A 17457-nucleotide genomic window follows, 5' to 3' on the forward strand; every position below is an offset into this window, starting at 1 on the left:
GTTTCCCTCTTTCCGGGCGGAGGGCCACGCCGCCGGTCCGAAGAATCGACCGGGGCACAGTCCTGACTTTCGGCCGTCCTCTAGAACGTGATCACCGAAACCGAACTCGAGCTCCCGTTGGCCACGTAGACCTGGCGTCCGTCCGGCGACACGGCCACCCCCGCCGGGCGGGCGCCGACGGGGATGGAGTTGTCCACCGTGCGGTTCGTCGCGGTGTCGATCACCGAAACCGAACTCGAGCTTCCGTTGGTCACGTAGACCTGGCGCCCGTTCGGCGACACGGCCACCCCCGCGGGGCGGGCGCCGACGGGGATGGGGCTGCCCACCGTGTGGTTCGTCGCGGTGTCGATCACCGACACCGAGTCCGATCCCAGGCTGGTCACGTAGACCCGGCGCCCGTCCGGGGACACACCCACCCCCTGCGGGAAGCGGCCGACGGGGATGGGACTGCCCACCGTGCGGTTCGTCGCGGTGTCGATCACCGAAACCGAACTCGAGCTTCCGTTGGTCACGTAGACCCGGCGTCCGTCCGGCGACACACCCACCCCCTCCGGGGTGTCGCCGACGGGGATGGGGCTGCCCACCGTCCGGTTCCTCGTGGCGTCGATCACCGAAACCGAGCCCGAGGAACTGTTGGTCACGTAGACCCGGCGTCCGTCCGGCGACACACCCACCCCCTCCGGAGTGGCGCCGACAGGGATGGGGCTGCCCACCGTCCGGTTCGTCGCGATGTCGATCACCGAAACCGAGCCCGAGGTGAAGTTGGCGACGTAGACCCGGCGCCCGTCCGGCGACACACCCACCCCCTGCGGGGAGTCGCCGACCTTGACCGAGAGCACGGATGCCGGTGCGGGGGGTTCAGGACTCGGCGAGCGGCACTGCGTCAGGTAGATGCTGCCCCCCGCGGCCAGCGCCACCAGCACCACCCCCGCAATGAGCCCGGCCCGCCGGTGTCTGGACCGCGTCGGGCGGGGCTGCATCCGGGCCTCGTCACCTTTGCGCGGCAGCGGTCCCAGGGGCGGGCCGGCCGGCTTCTCCGGCTCGGCCGGTGACACATACTCGGTCGCCGGGAGCGATTCCGCGGAGCGCGGCGGCTTCGAAGCGGGGGACCACTCGGGTGGCAGCATCTCCGGTGGGAGAGCCGGTTGCCGCGAAGGGGAAGGATGAGGCTGGGCAGCGACGGAGGTGAGCTGCCGGGCGGCCTCGCTGCCGTCCATCCTCTGCGCGGGGTCCTTGGCCAGCAGCTCGAGGAGGACAGGGGCCAGCTCCGCTGCCCGGCGCGGCGGGGTGGGAGGTTCGAACAGCAGGGCACTGAGCGTGGTGAGCGCGGAGTCGCGGTCGAAGGGGCCGGTCCCCTCGACCGCGAAATACAGGGTGGCGCCGAGTGAGAACAGGTCGGCGGCCGGGGTGGGCGCCGCGCTGCGGGTCCGTTCCGGGGCCATGAAGCGCGGGGTCCCGAGGACCTCCAAGGTGGCGGTCAGGCGGGCCTCTCCGGAGCTCGGCTCCAGCGCGATGCCGTAGTCCGTCAGCAGCACCTGGCCGCCGCCCTCCGTAGGGTAGGAAGGCCCCGGGCCGGGGTGGGTCAACAGGATGTTGGCCGGTTTGACATCCCGGTGAAGGACGCCGAGCCGGTGGCCCTCCAGCAGGGCGTCGAGCACCGCCAGCCCGATCCGGGCGACGTCGGCGGGCGCCAGCGGCCCCTGCTCGCGCACCACCGCCTCCAGGTCCATGGCGCCCGGGACGAAGTCCATGACGATCCACGGCAGGCCATCGTCCTCCACGATGTCGTGCACGGTGACGACATGTGGGTGATTGCGTAGCCGGGCGGCGTGCCGCGCTTCGCCGCGGGCCCTCGCGATACGGGTGCCCACCTCGCGTTCTGGGACGTCCGGCGGCAGGATGATCTCCTTGAGCGCGACCTCGCACGCCAGCTCCTGGTCGTAGGCCAGCCACACCCGTCCCATGCCGCCGGCGCCGAGCCGGCGCAGGAGCCGGTAGCGCCCGGTGATCACGCGCCCGGCGGCCTCGTTCGCTCCTGTCACGGCGCTTCCTCTTCCAGGACGGGCCAGCAGGGGGTCCCCGGCGAGCGCTGCAAGGCCTCTCTCCACGTATCGCATACCGCCCGAAGAGCGGCAAGTCGCCCTGATGCGACTGCCAGGCCATCCAAGGGGCGACACGGCGCCGGCTGGGCGCCGGTGCTCGTGCGGTGCGATAGCGCGGCGGTATGCGGGCGCCGGCGCCGCCCGCTCCAGCTCGCCGAGCCAGTCACGAATGAGTTCGAGACTCCACGGCGCCCAGAAGCAGAGAACGCGCGGGTCAACCCAGACCAGAGGGTGAGCTACTGAACGCTCCTGAAATCTGCTCTCGAGGCGTTCCATCGGCCGGATATGGACAACGAGCCGAATTATCGATGGCTGTCAAGTCACGAGAGGCAGTGTCGTGACGCGCATCGTCGGTGCCGGGCTTACTTGTTCCACGGGCTCACGCAGAGCATATGGCCCGCTGCCCACCCGGAACACCTCCGGCGGCATAGGCCAACAGACATATTGAATGAAGGAGAATTCCCATGACTCGCATTTCTCGGACTCAGCGCATCGCCATGTTTGTCACCTCGAGCGCCCTTGCCGCAGGAGGCGTACTGCTGCCCACCAGTGCATTCGCAGCGACGCCGCACACCGGCACCGTGACCATGGCGACAGCCAGTCACGGCAACAGCCACCACGGCGACAAGCACGACAACTGGTCGGGCAACGGTCACGACAACTGGTCGGGCAAGGGTCAGGACAACTGGTCGGGCAAGGGTAAGGACAAGGGCAAGGGCAAGGGAGGTGGCTGCGGCAAGCACTCCACTCCGACTCCCACCCCCACTCCGACTCCCACCCCCACCCCCACTCCGACTCCGACTCCCACCCCCACCCCCACTCCGACTCCGACTCCCACCCCCACCCCCACTCCGACTCCGACTCCGACTCCCACCCCCACCCCCACCCCCGGCCCCACGGGTCCAATCGTCAAGTGACCAGCGGCCGTCCGCTATGACGGTGCGGGTAGCGAAGGGGCGGGCATCCAGATGGATGCCCGCCCTCAACGGTTGAGTGGCGCCGACGGTGTACCTGTCGTCAAGAAGATCACCAACGACCAGGAGGAGCTGCTGGCCTTCTACAACTTCCTGGTCGAGCATGGGATCCACCGGCAGACCACGAACCCCATCGAGTCCACCTTCGCCACCGTCCGGCTGCGGACCAAGGTCACCCGAGGGGCTGGCTCCCGCACCACTGCCCTGGCCATGGCCTTCAAGCTCGTCGAGTCCGCCCAGCCGCGGTGGCGGGCGGTGAGCGCACCCCACCTCGTGGCTCTCGTCCGCGCCGGAGCCCGCGTCGAACGCGGCCTGCGGTCGAACGCCCCCAACCCGTGCTGCGTGAACAGCCGCCCTCACCGGCCTGCAGCGATATCCGATGCTGGCCCCTGCCTTCGCTGGTGAAGATCGCGGCATGCATGTCTTCCTGGAAACCGAACGGCTCGTGCTGCGCCCCGTTTACCGACGTCGACGCCGAACCTTCTCTTTGCACTGGACAACGGCCCCGAGGCCATGCGCTTCATCAACGGTGGCAAGCTGGCCAGTCGCGAGACGATCCAGACGCAGTCCCTGCCGCGGCTCCTCCACGGCTATCCGTGCGGGTGCGTGTGAGGCGGACTGGTTCCGCGAGGTTGTGCCAGGTCCGCTGACGGAGTTGGACGGGGCTGAGGCCGTGCAGCGTTGATAGGGAGCGTTCGATGTCAACTACGTTTCCTGGGCGGCGCGTTGGCCCGCAGGAGCGGTCATCGAAGGGGTGGTTGGTCTTCGGGAGGGCCCGGCCGAGAGGGATACGGCGCAGGAGGCTGGTGCGGCGGGCCTTGGCGGCCAACCGACGGAATGCGGCTCCCGAGGTGACGGAATGCCCGGAACGGGGTCAGCGGGCCCAGCGGCCGCCGCGTGTCCGTCGGTGCTCGCCCCGTGCCGCGTTCCCAGACTGGGAACGCGAGACCTGCTCGGGGATCTTGGGGCGCTCCTGGAAAGTGAACTCGGTGGCCAGCTGAGCCTGAGCACGGTAGTTGTCGTGTTTTCAGGACACCTGTCATGCGGGCTCTGACCTGCGCAAACGGGTGCGGCTTTTCGAGATGGGTGACACCTGATCTTGGCGGTTGACACCACCCTGAGAAACGCCGAAGACGTCCCGGGATTCTGCTGTGCCCGTTCCCGCGGCCCGCACAGCGCTAGCGTTGGGTCCCATGATCGTATGGCTCAACGGCACCCACGGTGCGGGCAAGACGACGACCAGTGCACTCGTGCAGCAGTTGATCCCGGATTCACGGGTGTTCGACGCCGAGAAAGTCGGCGAGACACTCATGGACATCACGCCAGGACTGCCCGCGACGGACAACTTCCAGCACTGGCCGCCGTGGCGGCCGCTCGTAGTCGAGACCGCCCGCCGCGTACTCGACTACACCGGCGGCACCCTGGTGATGCCCATGACCGTCCTGGTCGAGCAGTACTGGCGCGAGATCAGCACGGGCCTCGCCCAGCATGCCATTCCGGTCCGGCACTTCGTCCTCCATGCCGACCAGGACACCCTCCGCGGGCGCATCGCCGACGACACTGTTCTTGGCCCCAACTCCCCGTTCCGTCTCCAATACCTTGAGCCCTACGCCGAGGCCGCCCGCACCTGGCTGCACGCCGAGGCCGAGGTCGTCGACACCACGCACCTCACGCCCACCCAGGCCGCCCTGCAGATCGCAGAGGCCGTCAAGAGTTGAGGTCCGCCCGCCACGCGAAAACAGGCGCAAGTGGCAACAGAGAACGACCTTCCGGTGTCGAGTAGTGCGAACAGGCTCAATCAGGGGCCCCGATCAGCCCAGCGCCCCGGTGTCATCTACCCCGGAAAGTCGCAACGGGCTGTTCCTGGCGTTGCGCGCCACCGCCTGGAGGGGGTGGAATCTCAAGACGAGCGGGTCGCGACCGGATCGCTGCAGGACACCATCCTGCCTCCCACGAACGGCAGCAGCCGGTCGGCTTCCTGTTCCAGGGCCGCCCGATCGGTTGCGCAGAGCGGTCGGAACGGGGTGAGCCGCAGCGTCCCGGCGTCGAGGGACCAGGTTCCGTGCACCCGGCCGTCCGTCAGGAAGGTGGGCCGTACCCGGGCCTGGCCGGGCATCACCCGCTTTCGGTCCTCGTCGCTGATGACGCGGGTTCGGTCGGCGTGGCCGAGCAGGGCGTTGTCGAAGGCGGGCAGCAGCCGCACCGGGGCGGGGGTCTCGGGGTCGGGCAGCTCAGCGTCGGCCAGATCGATCAGTTCCCTGCCGTCGGGGCCGCAGTAGCGGCGCAGTTCGGCGCGCATCTCCGCGACGACCTCGCCCAGGCGGGTCAGCCCGCACCAGGCCTGAACATCCTTCACTCCCGCCGGGCCGAAAGCCGCCAGATAGCGGCGGATCAGCTCCTTGGCCGAAGCCTTGGCGGCAGGCGCCGTCGCTGCCGTCGCCATCGGCTGTCCCAGCCAGACCTCGGCGGGCGTGACCGAGACCGCCGACCGGTTGCCCCACGAGCCCCATGCGCCGGTGGCCGCGCCATGTACGAGGGGAGTGCGCAGCTCAACCTCCCCGGCCAGAATGCGTCCGTCGCGTCCCGGATGGCGTTCGGCCAGCCGCCAGGCCAGCTCGTTGCGCGACAGCGTCCCTCCCGCGAGCAGGTCGAGTCCCTCGGCCACCAAGGACGCCGTGTCCAGGCCCGTGTTGTTCCGGGTGAAGTGGGGCGAGCCGGCCGTGCGGTCGAGCACGGGCTGCAGCAACGGCCGCAACCGACGGAAGTCGTCGGCCGCGGCGAGGTGCTGGGTACTGCGGAGCAGACCGGAGCGGACCACCTGCCGGTCCTGCAGCAGTGCGGTGAGCTCGGACTGCGCGAAGGTGTGGATCCTGCTCCACAGCCCGACATAGGCCCAGTTGGGCTCCTGTGCCTGCAGCGCAACCAGTCGCCCGATCACCTCCAGCGGGGTGCGATCGGTGCGGGTCAGCAGGAACTGGCGTTCCATCAACGCCCGGTTCAGGGCCCGGAGGGAGAGTGTGGTCACGACAGCCGCACCGAGACATTGCCCCGGTAGCAACCCCGCAGCAGGGAGAGGAACGCCTGCGGCACATCCTCGATCCCGCCCTCGACCACTGTCTGCGGGTAGACGAAGCGGCCCTCGCCCAGCCAGCTGCTGAAGTGCTCGCGCCAGGCGGCGATCTGATCGGGCGTGTGGTAGCAGGAGAACGGCAGCAGCTCGACGCCCTTGGCCTCGGCCGCCGCGCGGTCGGGCCGCGGAAAGCGCTGCGCCGCGTCGCCGAGCTGGCTGGACAGTGAGCCGCAGAGAGCGAAGCGTGCTCCGGGCCGGGCCGCCTGGAGCGCGCCTTGGTACTGCTCGCCGCCCACGACGTCGAAGAAGACCGAGATGCCCTCGGGCGCGAGTTCCCCCAGCCGGTCGGCCAGGGAGCCGTCGTGGTAGTCGAAGGCGGCGTCGTAGCCGAGCTCGTTCACCAAGTAGTCGGCCTTCGCCGGGCTGCCGGCGCTGCCGATCACCCGCGCCGCGCCAAGGCACTTGGCGATCTGCCCGGCCAGCGAGCCGACCCCGCCCGCCGCGCCGGAGACGAAGACCACGTCGCCTTCGCCTACGGCCGCTACCTCGGCCATCCCGTAGTAGGCGGTCGGGCCCTGGCCGAGGTAGTAACCGGGGTCGGCGAAGAGCTCGCGGTCGAGCTTGAGGTACGAGCCGGCCGGGCCGGCCGAGTACTCGCTCCAGCCGGTCATCGACTGGACCAGGTCGCCGACCTCGAGTTCGGGGCTGTCGGATCGGACCACGGTGCCGATGGCGGCCACCCCTACCCGCTGCCCCGGCTGCCAGGCGGGGACCGGGATAGTGCAGTCGGCCCGCATCAGCTCCAGGTAGGTCGCGGCGAGCCCGATCTGGTCGGTGCGTACCAGGACCTCGCCGTCCACCTCGGTCTTGGCGACGGTGAAATGGTCGAGCATGGGGGTGCCGGTGATCTGGGCAGTCAGCTGGATCTCACGGGTGATCATTTCTCTGTCCCTGCCTCGGGTGTGTCCGGTGTTCCCGTCGAGATCGACTCTAGGGAGGCTTCCGGCCACTTTCTGACCGGAAGCCGAGGCAGGATGTCGCCATGGCGAACACCAGCTCACGGACCCTCAGACTGCTCTCGCTGCTGCAGACCCACCGGCACTGGTCCGGCCTGGAACTGGCCGACCGGCTCGGGGTCTCCGAGCGGACGCTGCGCCGCGATGTCGAGCGGCTACGCGAGCTCGGCTACCCGGTCGGCGCGGCACGGGGCACCGACGGCGGCTACCAGCTCGCGCCCGGCGCCGTCCTGCCGCCGCTGCTGCTGGACGACGAGGAGGCGGTGGCCCTCGCGGTGGGCGTCGGCGACGCGGCGCAGAGCGGGATCGCGGGGATGGAGGAGGCATCGCTTCGCGCACTCACCAAGGTGGTGCGGGTCCTGCCGCCCCGGCTGCGGGCCAGGGTGGACGCCTTGCGGGCGATGACCCTCTCCGCTGTCGTGTCCGGGCCGGTCGTCGCGGCGGGGGTGCTCACCGCGGTCGCCCAGGCTTGCCGGGACGAGGAGCGGCTGCGGTTCGGCTACACGGCCAGGGGCTCCGCACCCACTGAGCGCGAGGTCGAGCCGCACCGCGTCGTCGCACTCGGAGGACGCTGGTACCTGGTGGCCTACGACCTGGGTCGGCACGACTGGCGCAGTTTCCGCCTCGACCGGCTGACCGAGCCGACGGCGACCGGCACGCGCTTTCGGCCGCGCCTGCTCCCGACCGAGGACGCCGTGGCCTTCGTCCAGGCAGCGAGCGGGGCCCCGGCTCCGCACACGGTCGAGGTCCTTGTGCATGCGCCCTCCGCGCGGGTGCGACAGGTGGTAGGCCGCTGGGGCACGATCGAACCGCTCGACCAGGACAGCTGCCGGCTCACCATGACCTCGACCTCCCTCGATTGGCCGACCCAGGCACTGGGCAACGTGGGCGCCGAGTTCGAGGTCCTGGGGCCGCCGGAGTTCGCCGCGCACGTCCAGGAGTGGGGCACCCGCTTCATCCGGGCCACCCGCGCACCTGCATGACCTTCCTTGCCGTGGCACCGCCCCGGCGACCCGCCGCGGAGGGCAAGGCCACTCGTTCAGGCGGCGACAGAATGGGCAGCAGTTCACATTCCACCCTCTTACGGGCCCTCGGGCAGGTCGACCGAGGGCTGTTCTTCGTGGAGGGCGGCGAGTGCGGCGGCGAGTTTGCCGCGGCTGGTGATGCCCAGGCGTGGATAGATCCGGTACAGGTGGGCTCCGACGGTGCGGTGGGAGATGAACAGGCGCTGGCCGATCTCCCGGTTGCTCAGCCCCTGTGATGCCAGTGCGGCTATCTGCATTTCCTGGGCCGACAGCTGCTCGCCGGTGTTCGCGTGCCGTCGGCCGCTCGACTCGCCGGTGGCGCGCAGTTGCTCGCTGGCCATCTCGGCCCAGGGCTGCGCGCCGATCCGGTCGAACTCGTCGCGGGCCAGTCGCAGCGGGGTGCGGGCGTCCACGTTGCGGCGCTGCCGGCGCAGCCAGCGGCCGTGGTGCAGGTGCAGCCGGGCACGCGCCAGCGTCCAGCCGGCCGGCAGCGTGGTGAGGGCCGCGGCATAGCGCTCCTCCGCTGCGCCGTCCGAAGCGAGCACCGCGCCGGTATAGGAGTGCGCGACCACCATCATCTCCGTGGGCAGCTGTGCGGCCAGCTCCGGAAGGTCGGCCAGCAGTTCCCGGGCCTGGTCCGCGGTTCCGGCGGCCACCGCGGCGTCCGCCAGGTCCGGCGCGAGCAGCCAACGACGCATCGAGTGGTGGTGCGGGTCGCCCTTGTCGAACGCACGTGCGAGGATGTCGTAGGCTTCCGTCGGATGGCCGTCGAAAAGCGCGAGGAGGCCGTCGGTCTGCTGCACTGTCACGCCGGCGAACGGTAGACCGGCGAACTGGCTGTGGGCGCGCAGTTCGCGGACCGTCCGCGCCGCTTCCTCGGTCTCTCCGCGCAGCGCCGCTGTCAGGCCGGCCGTTGCTTGCAGAGATAGCCAGGCCATCCTTTCCCCGGTCTCCTCCGCCAGGGCGATACCCTCGCAGGACTCCTTGCGAGCAAGGTTGAGCTGACCGAGGTACGGCCGCGGCCAGCCGCCGGCCAGAGTGCGGGCGAGCATCCCGAGCCTGCCCTGCGACCGCCACGCCTCAGCTGCCAGTACCAAGTACCGGATGGCGCGGTGGAGATCGCCGACGGCTATCGCAACGCCACCGAGGAAATAGAAGGTCCGGCCCTCCTGGCGATCCGGGCTGAAGGTGTCGAATCGTGCGATCACGTCGGCGCCGTTCCGGTACGGCTGGGCGAACGCCCGCACCGCAAGTACGTGGGGAGCGTCCGGATCGGGGTTCCACCGGTCCAGTTCGGCTACGGTCTGAGCGCGCACCTTTGCGTCGGCGTCCTGGACGAAGCATCGTGCGGCGGCACGCCACAGCAGGTTCTCGGCGACTTCCCTGGCTCCTGCGTCGAAGGCTTCGGCCGCCGCGGTGACCATGTCCTGGATCCGTCGGTGCGGCTTGTGTGGTTCCAGTGCGGCTTTGTCGGACACGATCAGGAGGCGGGCCCGTTCCACCGGACCGAGCGCGCTCATGTCGGCGCTTTCCAGCAGCGTCTGGGCGTTGATGCGGTCGTTGATCTCACCGGCCAGCTCGGCGGCCCGGACCAGGATGCTGGCCCGGCGCCGGGTGTCGAGGACGAGCTTGGCCGCCTGGCGCAGGGCCGGGACGGCCGCCGCGAGCTTGCCCTGGGCCTGCGCCGCGTCGGCGAATCGTTCCAGCTGGGCGGCGAGTTCCTCGTCCGGGCCGATCGCGGCGGCGGCCTGGTGGGCGAGCCGACGCTCGGGGATGTGCTCCATCACGGCTGCCAGGGCATGGTGGGTAGCCAGCCGATCGGTGAGTGCGGCGCGGGTGTAGATCGCCGAGCGCATCAGCGGATGCCGGAACTCCGGGGTATAGCCGACCAGGTTGACCAGGCCCGCGTCGACCGCCTCCTGCAGTGCGTCCACGGACACCGCCGAGCCGCACAGGCGGCCCGAAACCTCCAGCAGTTGGTTCAGCGGTGCGGTCGGCTCGGCGGCCAGGGCCAGCAGGAATGTGCGGCACTCCCGGCTCGCCGAGTCGGTACGCGCGGCGAACGTGTCCTCGAGCCGCTGGGTCAGCGGCAGGCCGTCCACATGCGCGGACACGCCCTGTACCGCCTTGGGCAGCTCGACCAGGGCCAGCGCGTTACCCTCGGCCCGCTCCAGGATGAGCGCCCGCACTGGTGCCGGCAGCTCGGGCGTGCCCGCAGCGAGCAGCTCGGCGGCGGCCGTTTCGCCGAGCGGTTCCAGGCGGAGGTTGGGGTACATGTACGAGTCGGCGGACTGGCTCCGGGCGGCGGCGATGTGCGCTATGGCGAGGTCGCCGGTGCGCCGGGCCACGAACCTGAGCACGTCCCGGCTGGACGAATCGATCCACTGCAGGTCGTCGACGAGCAGCAGGAGCGGCTGCCGGGCGGCCGCGTCGGCCAGCAGTTCGAGTACGGCCATTCCGGCCCGGTATATGTGAGGCTCGGTCTCCACGGTGCCGAACGCGCCGTTCAGCGCCACCTGGTGAGGGCCCGTTAGATTCTCGATGCCACGGGTGACCGGTTGCAGCAGCAATTGCAATGCGGCGAACGGCAGCCACTGCTCGGTCTCCACCCCGGAGGTGCGCAGCACTCTGAAGCCGCTGTCGGCCGCCTCGGCGGCGACCGTGTGCAGCAGAGCCGACTTGCCGACGCCCGCGGAGCCATGGAGCAGCAGCGCGCCGCCGCGCCGGGCTGCAGCCTCCGTCAGCAGTCCGCGCAGGGTGCGCAGTTCCTCGTCCCGGCCTATCAACGCGTGCGTGCGGGTGGCGGCCTCCGCGGGGCTTCCCAACCATGTTGTCGCTGGTCCGCCCGGCATCGCGACCGCAGGCGTGTGGTCCCTGGCATGTGGCGAGGAGACGGTCCCCGCTGCCGTCCGGCGGTGCCCGTCGACGCCGCTCCCGCCACCATTGGCCGGCGTGGTGGCGGAGCCCTCGGGCATGGGTGGACGCCCGGTCGCCGGCGCGGCAGGTATCGAGGAGGGCATACGGTTTTCCCTACGGTGGCGATTGTTTCAGGCCGCACCATAACTGTTTTTTGGCATGCGGCCTTCCTCCGGACGCCTGACATCAGGGCGTTCGCTCACGCGAACGCGTGCGGACCTGTTCTGGGACCAGGCGGCCTCCAACGGCACATGTCACATTTTCGGTGCGAGCCTGGTCGTAAGAGTGAAAGCAGGCAAAATCCTGTCGGCCCAAGGGGGTAGTGATGACGAAGCCCGTTCTCGAGTCTGCGGCTCAGGAGCTCGCGGCGGCGACGGCCAACCCGCCGTTCCTGTACGAACTCGGTCCGCAGGGCGCCCGGAAGGCTCTGGACGATCTGCAGGCGGGGCCGGTGGCGAAGCCGGACGTGGCGGAGAAGTGGATCACGGTGCCCGCCGGGGTGGGTGATGTGCGGGTCCGTATCGTCAAGCCTGTCGGTGGCCGGAGCGTGTTGCCGGTCGTTCTCTACATGCACGGGGGCGGTTGGGTCCTGGGCAATGCCGGCACCCATGACCGTCTGGTGCGTGAGCTGGCTGTCGGGGCGGATGCCGCCGTGGTGTTCGTGGAGTACGGCCGTTCGCCGGAGGCCAGGTACCCGGTCGCGATCGAGCAGGCGTACGCGACGGCCCGGTGGATCACCGCGAAGGGCGCCGAGGAGGGTCTGGACGCTTCACGTCTGGCAGTGGCCGGCGATTCCGTCGGCGGCAACATGACTGCCGCGCTGGCCATCATGGCCAAGCAGCGTGGCGATGTGACCTTCGTGCACCAGTCGCTGTACTACCCCGTCACGGACGCAGCTCAGGACACCGAGAGCTACCGGAAGTTCGCGGACGGTCCCTTCCTCACGGCGAAGGGCATGGCCTGGTTCTGGGACTGCTACACCACCGACCCCGCCCAGCGGGCGGAGATCACCGCCTCGCCGCTGCGGGCGAGCCTGGAGGAGCTTCAGGGCCTGCCGCCCGCGCTCGTCATCGTCGACGAGAACGACGTGCTGCGGGACGAGGGCGAGGCCTACGCTCGCAAGCTCACCCAGGCCGGTGTTCCCACGACGAGCATCCGCTACAACGGCATCCTGCACGACTTCATGATGCTCAACCCCCTGCGGCCCACACAGGCCACGACCGCCGCGATCGAGCAGGCCGTCCGCACCCTGCGCACCGCCCTCCACGGCAACTGACGAACCGGCCACCTCTCCATGACACGCGGCAGCATCCTGCCGCAACCGCGGCCATGTCCATCTGTCCGGACACGGCTGGAACCTCTGCCTCGAAAACCTCTGCCTCGAAAGGGCCTCTCATGCAGGATCGCAAGCCGACCGTCGTACTCGTCCACGGCGCGTTCGCCGACTCCTCCAGCTGGAACGGCGTCATCAAGAAGCTGAAGGAGGACGGCTACCCGGTGGTGGCCGTGGCGAACCAGCTGCGTTCGCTGAGCAGCGACGCCGCCTACGTCAAAGACGTCCTGGCCGGCATCGACGGGCCGGTCGTTCTCGTCGGACACTCCTACGGCGGAGCGGTGATCAGCAACGCCGCCCACGGCTCCGACAACGTCAAGGCACTGGTGTACGCCGCCGCCTTCCTCCCCGACAAGGGCGAGAACGCCAACGAGCTGGCGAGCAAGTTCGAGGGCAGCACGCTCGGCCAGGCCCTGCGCGCGGTCCCGCTCACCAAGCCCGACGGTTCGCAGGACGTCGACCTTTACATCGACGAGCCCAAGTTCCACCATCAGTTCGCCGCCGATGTCCCTGCGAGCACCGCCGGCCTCATGGCGGTCACCCAGCGGCCCGCGACCGGCACCGCTCTCAACGAAGGTGCTTCCGACCCCGCCTGGAAGACCATCCCGTCCTGGTCCCTGGTGGCCACCGATGACCTGAACATCCCCCGGGAGCTTCAGATCTACATGGCCAAGCGCGCCAACGCCCATGTCGAGGAGGTCAAGGCCTCCCACGCCGTGAGCGTGTCCCAGCCGGACGCCGTCACCCGCATCATCGAGGAAGCGGCGCGGACGGCCTGCTGACCCGTTACAGGCCGAGCGGCGTGCGTCGTATCATCGATCGGACTTCGATGTGAGACCTGAAACTTCTGTGCCGCCTCATATCGTCTAACCCGTGATTCCCAGGGGATGGCTCGACGGCAACCGATGTGTCCCACGGCTGCACCGACGCGGCCAGCGACAAGCAGCATCTGCTTCCGCGACTTTGCCGCTCATGGGCATCAGCTCGATCAACCACGATCGATGATCAGCCCCCGCCACCCGTGCTTATCGGCGCCGAACAGACACGATGAGCAGCACGGGGCGAACCGGTCAGAGTGCTCGCCCGGCACCCTGCCAATCCGGGTCTTCGAAGTGGAGCGGGGTGCACTTCCATGACGGCAGTTCGGCCGTGCGACTTCTCTGTCGCCTCAGACCATAGTCACCAGGGCGATCAGTAACCCGCTCTGACCCGTGGTCGGGAAGCCTGATCGATTCACCGATCCGCGTCGTCTTTCGGCCGCGGCCCCTCCTGTCAAACCCGGGACATCTCTCCAGCTTGCCTCCCACAGTCTGCCTCGCCATGCCTTGCGAGAGCGCGCTACTGCAGCGACTGCCGCTCCAACCATCCGGAAACGGCTGAGATCCAATTTCTGTTCCGAAAGGTCCTTCCATGAACCGTCGTTCTCTGTACCGACGTACCCGCACTCCGCTCGTCGCCCTGGCCACGGCGAGTGTCGGAGCCGCCCTCCTCGTCACCACGGTCGGTCCGGCGAGTGCGTCAACCTCGCCCGCCTCAGACACCCCGTCCACCCAGTCCGCCACTGCGAGCAAGCCGACTGTGGTACTCGTGCACGGCGCCTGGGCCGATGCATCGAGCTGGGACGGTGTCATCACCCGCCTGGAGAACCGGGGCTACCACGTCGTCGCCCCGCCGAACCCGCTGCGCGGTGTGAGCAACGATGCCGCGTACCTGGCCGACTACCTCAAGACGATCAAGGGCCCGATCGTACTGGCCGGCCACTCGTACGGCGGCATGGTCATCACGAACGCCGCCCTCGGCAACTCCAATGTCAAGGCACTCGTGTACATCGACGCCTTCATCCCCCAGAAGGGGCAGTCCGCAGGGCAGATCGCCACTTCCAAGCCCGGTTCAGTGACAGAGCAGGATCCGGCGACGGTGTTCAATTTCGTCCCCTTCCCCGGCGCGCCGGCCGGGGACGCGGACCTCTACCTGAAGCCGGAGGTCGTAAGTTCCTCTTTCGCGCAGGACCTGTCCACCGAACAGCAGAACCAGGTCATGGCGACCCAGCGTCCGCTGGAAGCTTCCGCGGTCACCGAGGAATCGGGCGACCCGGCGTGGCAGACGATCCCTTCATGGGCTCTGATCGGACGTCAGGACAAGGTCATTCCGGCGGCCGCGCAGGAGGCGGGCGCGAAGGCCGCGCACTCGAATGTGGAGGAGATCAACTCCTCGCACGTCTCCCTGGTCTCGCATCCCGGCGCCGTGGCCGACATCATCAACTCCGCGGCCTGCGCCACCCGCTGATCTGCACGACTGCCCGGTCCTGGCGGCTATAGCGACCAGGACCGGGCAGCGTCACAAGACCCCAAAGTGGCGCGGCCGGCTCAGCGCCCGGCCGCGCCACTTTGGCCGGACCGCGATGGTCTCCACCCTCGCCCGGCACCTGCCGGGCGGGGCGACCGATACCGCCAGGTCACCCCCGGCACCCTGCTCGCCTGACACCGGTGACTGCCGCGCCTGGAAATAGACACAGAAACGCGCAGACACAGGACGACCACACAGCGCCCTGGCTGGGCCGGCTACACGAGACTGGTGGGTTGCGCCGACTGCGTAGCGTCCGGGCCGCGGCCCCTTGCCGAAGGCTCGACGTTTCCCGGTTGGCGGGTGGTCGCCGCGGTCCCGGGGCGGGAACTGGTTCTCCAGGGGCGTCATCGTTTCTCGTCCTACGCACTGATCTTCCACTCAGAGTTCCGCCACTGCCTCCCGCAGGTACGTCTCCAGCCGCCTGATCGATGCGGTCACGCCTCTCGTATCGAGCCGGCAGGTGTAGAGACGACGGACGACTGTGCTCTGCTCGTACCTCGGCATCCCCGAGGTCGGCATCGGCCTGGGCATCGCCCTGGCCCTGGTCTTCCGGCTCACCGCCGTACACTACGGCTGGAACCTGCCCAGCGGCCTGGACTGGCAGTCCCACTCCAAACTGGCCTCGCTGATGCGGCGCCGCTCCCGTCCCACCACCCGCCGCGGGGGGAAGTCCCACTCGGGCAAGGAGGAACCATGAGCGAGCGCGCCCACGCTGTGCTGGCCGGCCTCGACGGCATCCGCTCCGACCTCGAGGACCTCTACAGGGACCTGCACAGACACCCTGAACTCGGCCTGCAGGAACACCGCACGGCCAAGAAGGCGTCCGATGCCTTGCGGAACTTCGGCTACGAGGTCACCGACGGCATCGGCGGAACCGGGGTGATCGCCATTCTGGCCAACGGACAGGGCCCGACCGTCATGGCCCGCGCCGACATGGACGCCCTCCCGGTACGCGAGCAGACCGGTCTGCCCTACGCCTCCACCATCACCGTGACCGGCGACGACGGCACCGAGCAGCCTGTGATGCACGCCTGCGGGCACGATGTGCACGTGACCTGTCTGATCGGCTGCGCACGGCTGATGGCCCAGGCCAAGGACGCCTGGCGAGGCACCTTCGTGGCGCTCTTCCAGCCCTCGGAGGAGAATGGCGACGGCGCCCACGCCATGATCAACGACGGTCTGACGTCGAAGGCGCCCCGACCCAACGTGGTACTCGCCCAGCACGTCCTGCCCTATCCGGCCGGCTACGTCGGCACCCGTCCCGGGTCATTCCTGTCGGCCGCGGACAGCCTGCGCATCACCGTCCACGGACGAGGGGCGCACGGCTCCATGCCCCAAGCCGCAGTGGACCCTGTGGTGATGGCCGCGATGATCGTCGTCCGCCTGCAGACCATCGTCTCCCGGGAGCTCGCTGCCACCACCCCCGCGGTGGTCACCGTGGGCAGCATCCACGCCGGGACCGGTCCCAACGTCATCCCCGACAGCGCCGTCATCCAGCTCAACGTGCGCACCTACGACGACGCCTCGCGCCGCCAGGTTCTGGACGCTATCGAACGGATCGTCAAAGCCGAGTGCGAGGCGTCCCGCTCGCCCAAGGCGCCCGAGATCGAGCGGACCGCCTCCTTCCCGCCCACCGTGAACGACAAGGCGCCGACCCGGCGCGTCGCCGAGGCGTTCGCTGCCCACTTCGGCGATGACGCACACACCATCGACCTGCAGACCGCCAGCGAGGACATGAGCGAGATCCCCAAAGCGTTCGGCGCGCCGTTCACCTACTGGGGCATCGGAGGCATCGACCCCGATTTGTACGCCGAGGCCGCCAAGAACGGCACCATCGCCCGGGACATCCCGGTCAACCACAGCCCCACCTTCGCCCCCGTCACCCAGCCGACCCTGGACACCGGCGTCAGCACCCTGACCGTCGCAGCCCTTGCCTGGCTCGGCGCGTGACGCAGGCTCCGCACCTTCCTGGCAGTGCTCCGGAAGGAGGCACCGACCTTCAGGGCCCCGTCGGCGAACCGACGGAATGCGGCTCGCGGGGTGACGGAATGCCGGAGTGGGGTCAGCGGGCCGGCCGGCCGCCGCGGTTTCGCCGGCGCTCACGCTGCGATGGGTTCCCGGTCTGGGAACGCTGGATCTGCTCAGGGATCTCGGGTCGTTCCTGGAAGGTGAACTCGCTGGCGAGCGCGAGAGCTCGGCGGGCCTCCTCGGCGGTGGTGGAGGGCTGATTGCATTTCCGGGCGTGGCCATGGACGGCGCGGACGAAGACCTCGACCCGGCCGGCGAACCGGGCGCGCCTGGCCGGGTCGTCGCGGTCGTCGATGGTCTCGGCGATCTCGCCGGGCCAGTACGTCGTTCAGGTGTCCAGGACGATGCCGTCGCGGTGTTCCAAGAGCAGCTGGCCGATCTGGCGGGCGACGGGGAAGCGTGCTCCGCCTGCGGCACCCTGCAGGGCAGGATGCCGTTGAACGTGCGCACCTGGACGTACCGCTGCGGCATGACCCACGACCGGGACGTGAACGCGGCGAACAACCTTCTGGCCGCCGGGCCGGCGGTGACAGTCTGTGGAGTTGGTGTAAGACCTCAACGGAGTACTCCGGACAGGCAGTCGGCAACGAAGCAGAAACCCTCACGGCGCGAGCCGTAGGAATCCCCCTCCTTCAGGAGGGGGAGAA

General features: G+C 69.4%; 12 protein-coding genes and 2 pseudogenes. 10 read left to right on the forward strand and 4 right to left on the reverse strand.

What is annotated here, in order from left to right:
• Positions 1–80: 80 nt before the first annotated feature.
• The gene (locus tag ACZ7M2_RS48865; RefSeq protein WP_471600788.1) at positions 81–2042 is read right to left on the reverse strand and encodes a protein kinase domain-containing protein; all 1962 of its coding nucleotides are present in this window, start codon (positions 2040–2042) and stop codon (positions 81–83) included.
• Positions 2043–2566: 524 nt separating this feature from the next.
• Here ACZ7M2_RS48865 and ACZ7M2_RS48870 point away from each other — a divergent pair.
• The 3 genes and pseudogenes from ACZ7M2_RS48870 (at position 2567) to ACZ7M2_RS48880 (ending at position 4794) form a co-directional block, all read left to right on the forward strand.
• Positions 2567–3019, forward strand: coding sequence for a hypothetical protein (locus tag ACZ7M2_RS48870; protein ID WP_471600789.1), 453 nt, complete (start codon positions 2567–2569; stop codon positions 3017–3019).
• 78 nt (positions 3020–3097) lie between these two features.
• A pseudogene (locus ACZ7M2_RS48875) lies at positions 3098–3481 on the forward strand (IS256 family transposase); the annotation flags it as partial.
• A gap of 788 nt (positions 3482–4269) precedes the next feature.
• Positions 4270–4794, forward strand: a complete 525-nt coding sequence (locus ACZ7M2_RS48880; protein WP_471600790.1) for a P-loop nucleotide/nucleoside kinase family protein — start codon at positions 4270–4272, stop codon at positions 4792–4794.
• A 182-nt stretch (positions 4795–4976) separates the two neighbouring features.
• On the opposite strand, the gene ACZ7M2_RS48885 is transcribed toward ACZ7M2_RS48880, so the two are convergent.
• Positions 4977–6101 (reverse strand): winged helix DNA-binding domain-containing protein, encoded by a 1125-nt coding sequence (locus tag ACZ7M2_RS48885; RefSeq protein ID WP_471600791.1) that lies wholly within the window; start codon positions 6099–6101, stop codon positions 4977–4979.
• The gene (locus ACZ7M2_RS48890) at positions 6098–7087 is read right to left on the reverse strand and encodes an MDR family NADP-dependent oxidoreductase (RefSeq protein WP_471600792.1); all 990 of its coding nucleotides are present in this window, start codon (positions 7085–7087) and stop codon (positions 6098–6100) included. Before ACZ7M2_RS48890 ends, ACZ7M2_RS48885 begins: the two co-directional genes overlap by 4 nt.
• 101 nt (positions 7088–7188) lie before the next feature.
• Between ACZ7M2_RS48890 and ACZ7M2_RS48895 the strand changes: the two genes are divergently transcribed.
• Complete coding sequence (locus ACZ7M2_RS48895; RefSeq protein ID WP_471600793.1) at positions 7189–8145, forward strand: helix-turn-helix transcriptional regulator; 957 nt, start codon at positions 7189–7191, stop codon at positions 8143–8145.
• A 98-nt stretch (positions 8146–8243) separates the two neighbouring features.
• Here ACZ7M2_RS48895 and ACZ7M2_RS48900 read toward each other — a convergent pair whose 3' ends face one another.
• The gene (locus tag ACZ7M2_RS48900) at positions 8244–11012 is read right to left on the reverse strand and encodes a helix-turn-helix transcriptional regulator (protein ID WP_471600794.1); all 2769 of its coding nucleotides are present in this window, start codon (positions 11010–11012) and stop codon (positions 8244–8246) included.
• 416 nt (positions 11013–11428) lie between these two features.
• Between ACZ7M2_RS48900 and ACZ7M2_RS48905 the strand changes: the two genes are divergently transcribed.
• The 6 genes and pseudogenes from ACZ7M2_RS48905 to ACZ7M2_RS48930 all read left to right on the forward strand — a co-directional run.
• Positions 11429–12379 (forward strand): alpha/beta hydrolase, encoded by a 951-nt coding sequence (locus ACZ7M2_RS48905; protein ID WP_471600795.1) that lies wholly within the window; start codon positions 11429–11431, stop codon positions 12377–12379.
• A gap of 119 nt (positions 12380–12498) precedes the next feature.
• Positions 12499–13218, forward strand: coding sequence for an alpha/beta fold hydrolase (locus ACZ7M2_RS48910; protein WP_471600796.1), 720 nt, complete (start codon positions 12499–12501; stop codon positions 13216–13218).
• A gap of 628 nt (positions 13219–13846) precedes the next feature.
• Positions 13847–14722 (forward strand): alpha/beta fold hydrolase, encoded by an 876-nt coding sequence (locus tag ACZ7M2_RS48915; RefSeq protein WP_471600797.1) that lies wholly within the window; start codon positions 13847–13849, stop codon positions 14720–14722.
• A 541-nt stretch (positions 14723–15263) separates the two neighbouring features.
• Positions 15264–15479, forward strand: a complete 216-nt coding sequence (locus ACZ7M2_RS48920) for a hypothetical protein (protein ID WP_471600798.1) — start codon at positions 15264–15266, stop codon at positions 15477–15479.
• Positions 15476–16732 carry a M20 family metallopeptidase gene (locus ACZ7M2_RS48925; RefSeq protein ID WP_471600799.1) on the forward strand — a complete coding sequence of 419 codons (1257 nt, stop codon included), beginning with the start codon at positions 15476–15478 and terminating at the stop codon, positions 16730–16732. The genes ACZ7M2_RS48920 and ACZ7M2_RS48925 overlap by 4 nt, the downstream gene beginning before the upstream one ends.
• A 478-nt stretch (positions 16733–17210) precedes the next feature.
• Positions 17211–17429: pseudogene (locus tag ACZ7M2_RS48930) on the forward strand (zinc ribbon domain-containing protein); the annotation flags it as partial.
• Between the last annotated feature and the right edge of the window lie 28 nt (positions 17430–17457).

The sequence above is a fragment of the Streptomyces sp. NPDC111507 genome, assembly GCF_055638955.1.

What these genes read in the sequence shown, in the direction of transcription:
- ACZ7M2_RS48870 (WP_471600789.1), top strand. Translation starts at nt 2,567, where the DNA reads ATGACTCGCATTTCTCGGACTCAGCGCATCGCCATGTTTGTCACCTCG.
- ACZ7M2_RS48880 (WP_471600790.1), top strand. Translation starts at nt 4,270, where the DNA reads ATGATCGTATGGCTCAACGGCACCCACGGTGCGGGCAAGACGACGACC.
- ACZ7M2_RS48890 (WP_471600792.1), bottom strand. Translation starts at nt 7,087, where the DNA reads ATGATCACCCGTGAGATCCAGCTGACTGCCCAGATCACCGGCACCCCC.
- ACZ7M2_RS48895 (WP_471600793.1), top strand. Translation starts at nt 7,189, where the DNA reads ATGGCGAACACCAGCTCACGGACCCTCAGACTGCTCTCGCTGCTGCAG.
- ACZ7M2_RS48905 (WP_471600795.1), top strand. Translation starts at nt 11,429, where the DNA reads ATGACGAAGCCCGTTCTCGAGTCTGCGGCTCAGGAGCTCGCGGCGGCG.
- ACZ7M2_RS48910 (WP_471600796.1), top strand. Translation starts at nt 12,499, where the DNA reads ATGCAGGATCGCAAGCCGACCGTCGTACTCGTCCACGGCGCGTTCGCC.
- ACZ7M2_RS48915 (WP_471600797.1), top strand. Translation starts at nt 13,847, where the DNA reads ATGAACCGTCGTTCTCTGTACCGACGTACCCGCACTCCGCTCGTCGCC.
- ACZ7M2_RS48925 (WP_471600799.1), top strand. Translation starts at nt 15,476, where the DNA reads ATGAGCGAGCGCGCCCACGCTGTGCTGGCCGGCCTCGACGGCATCCGC.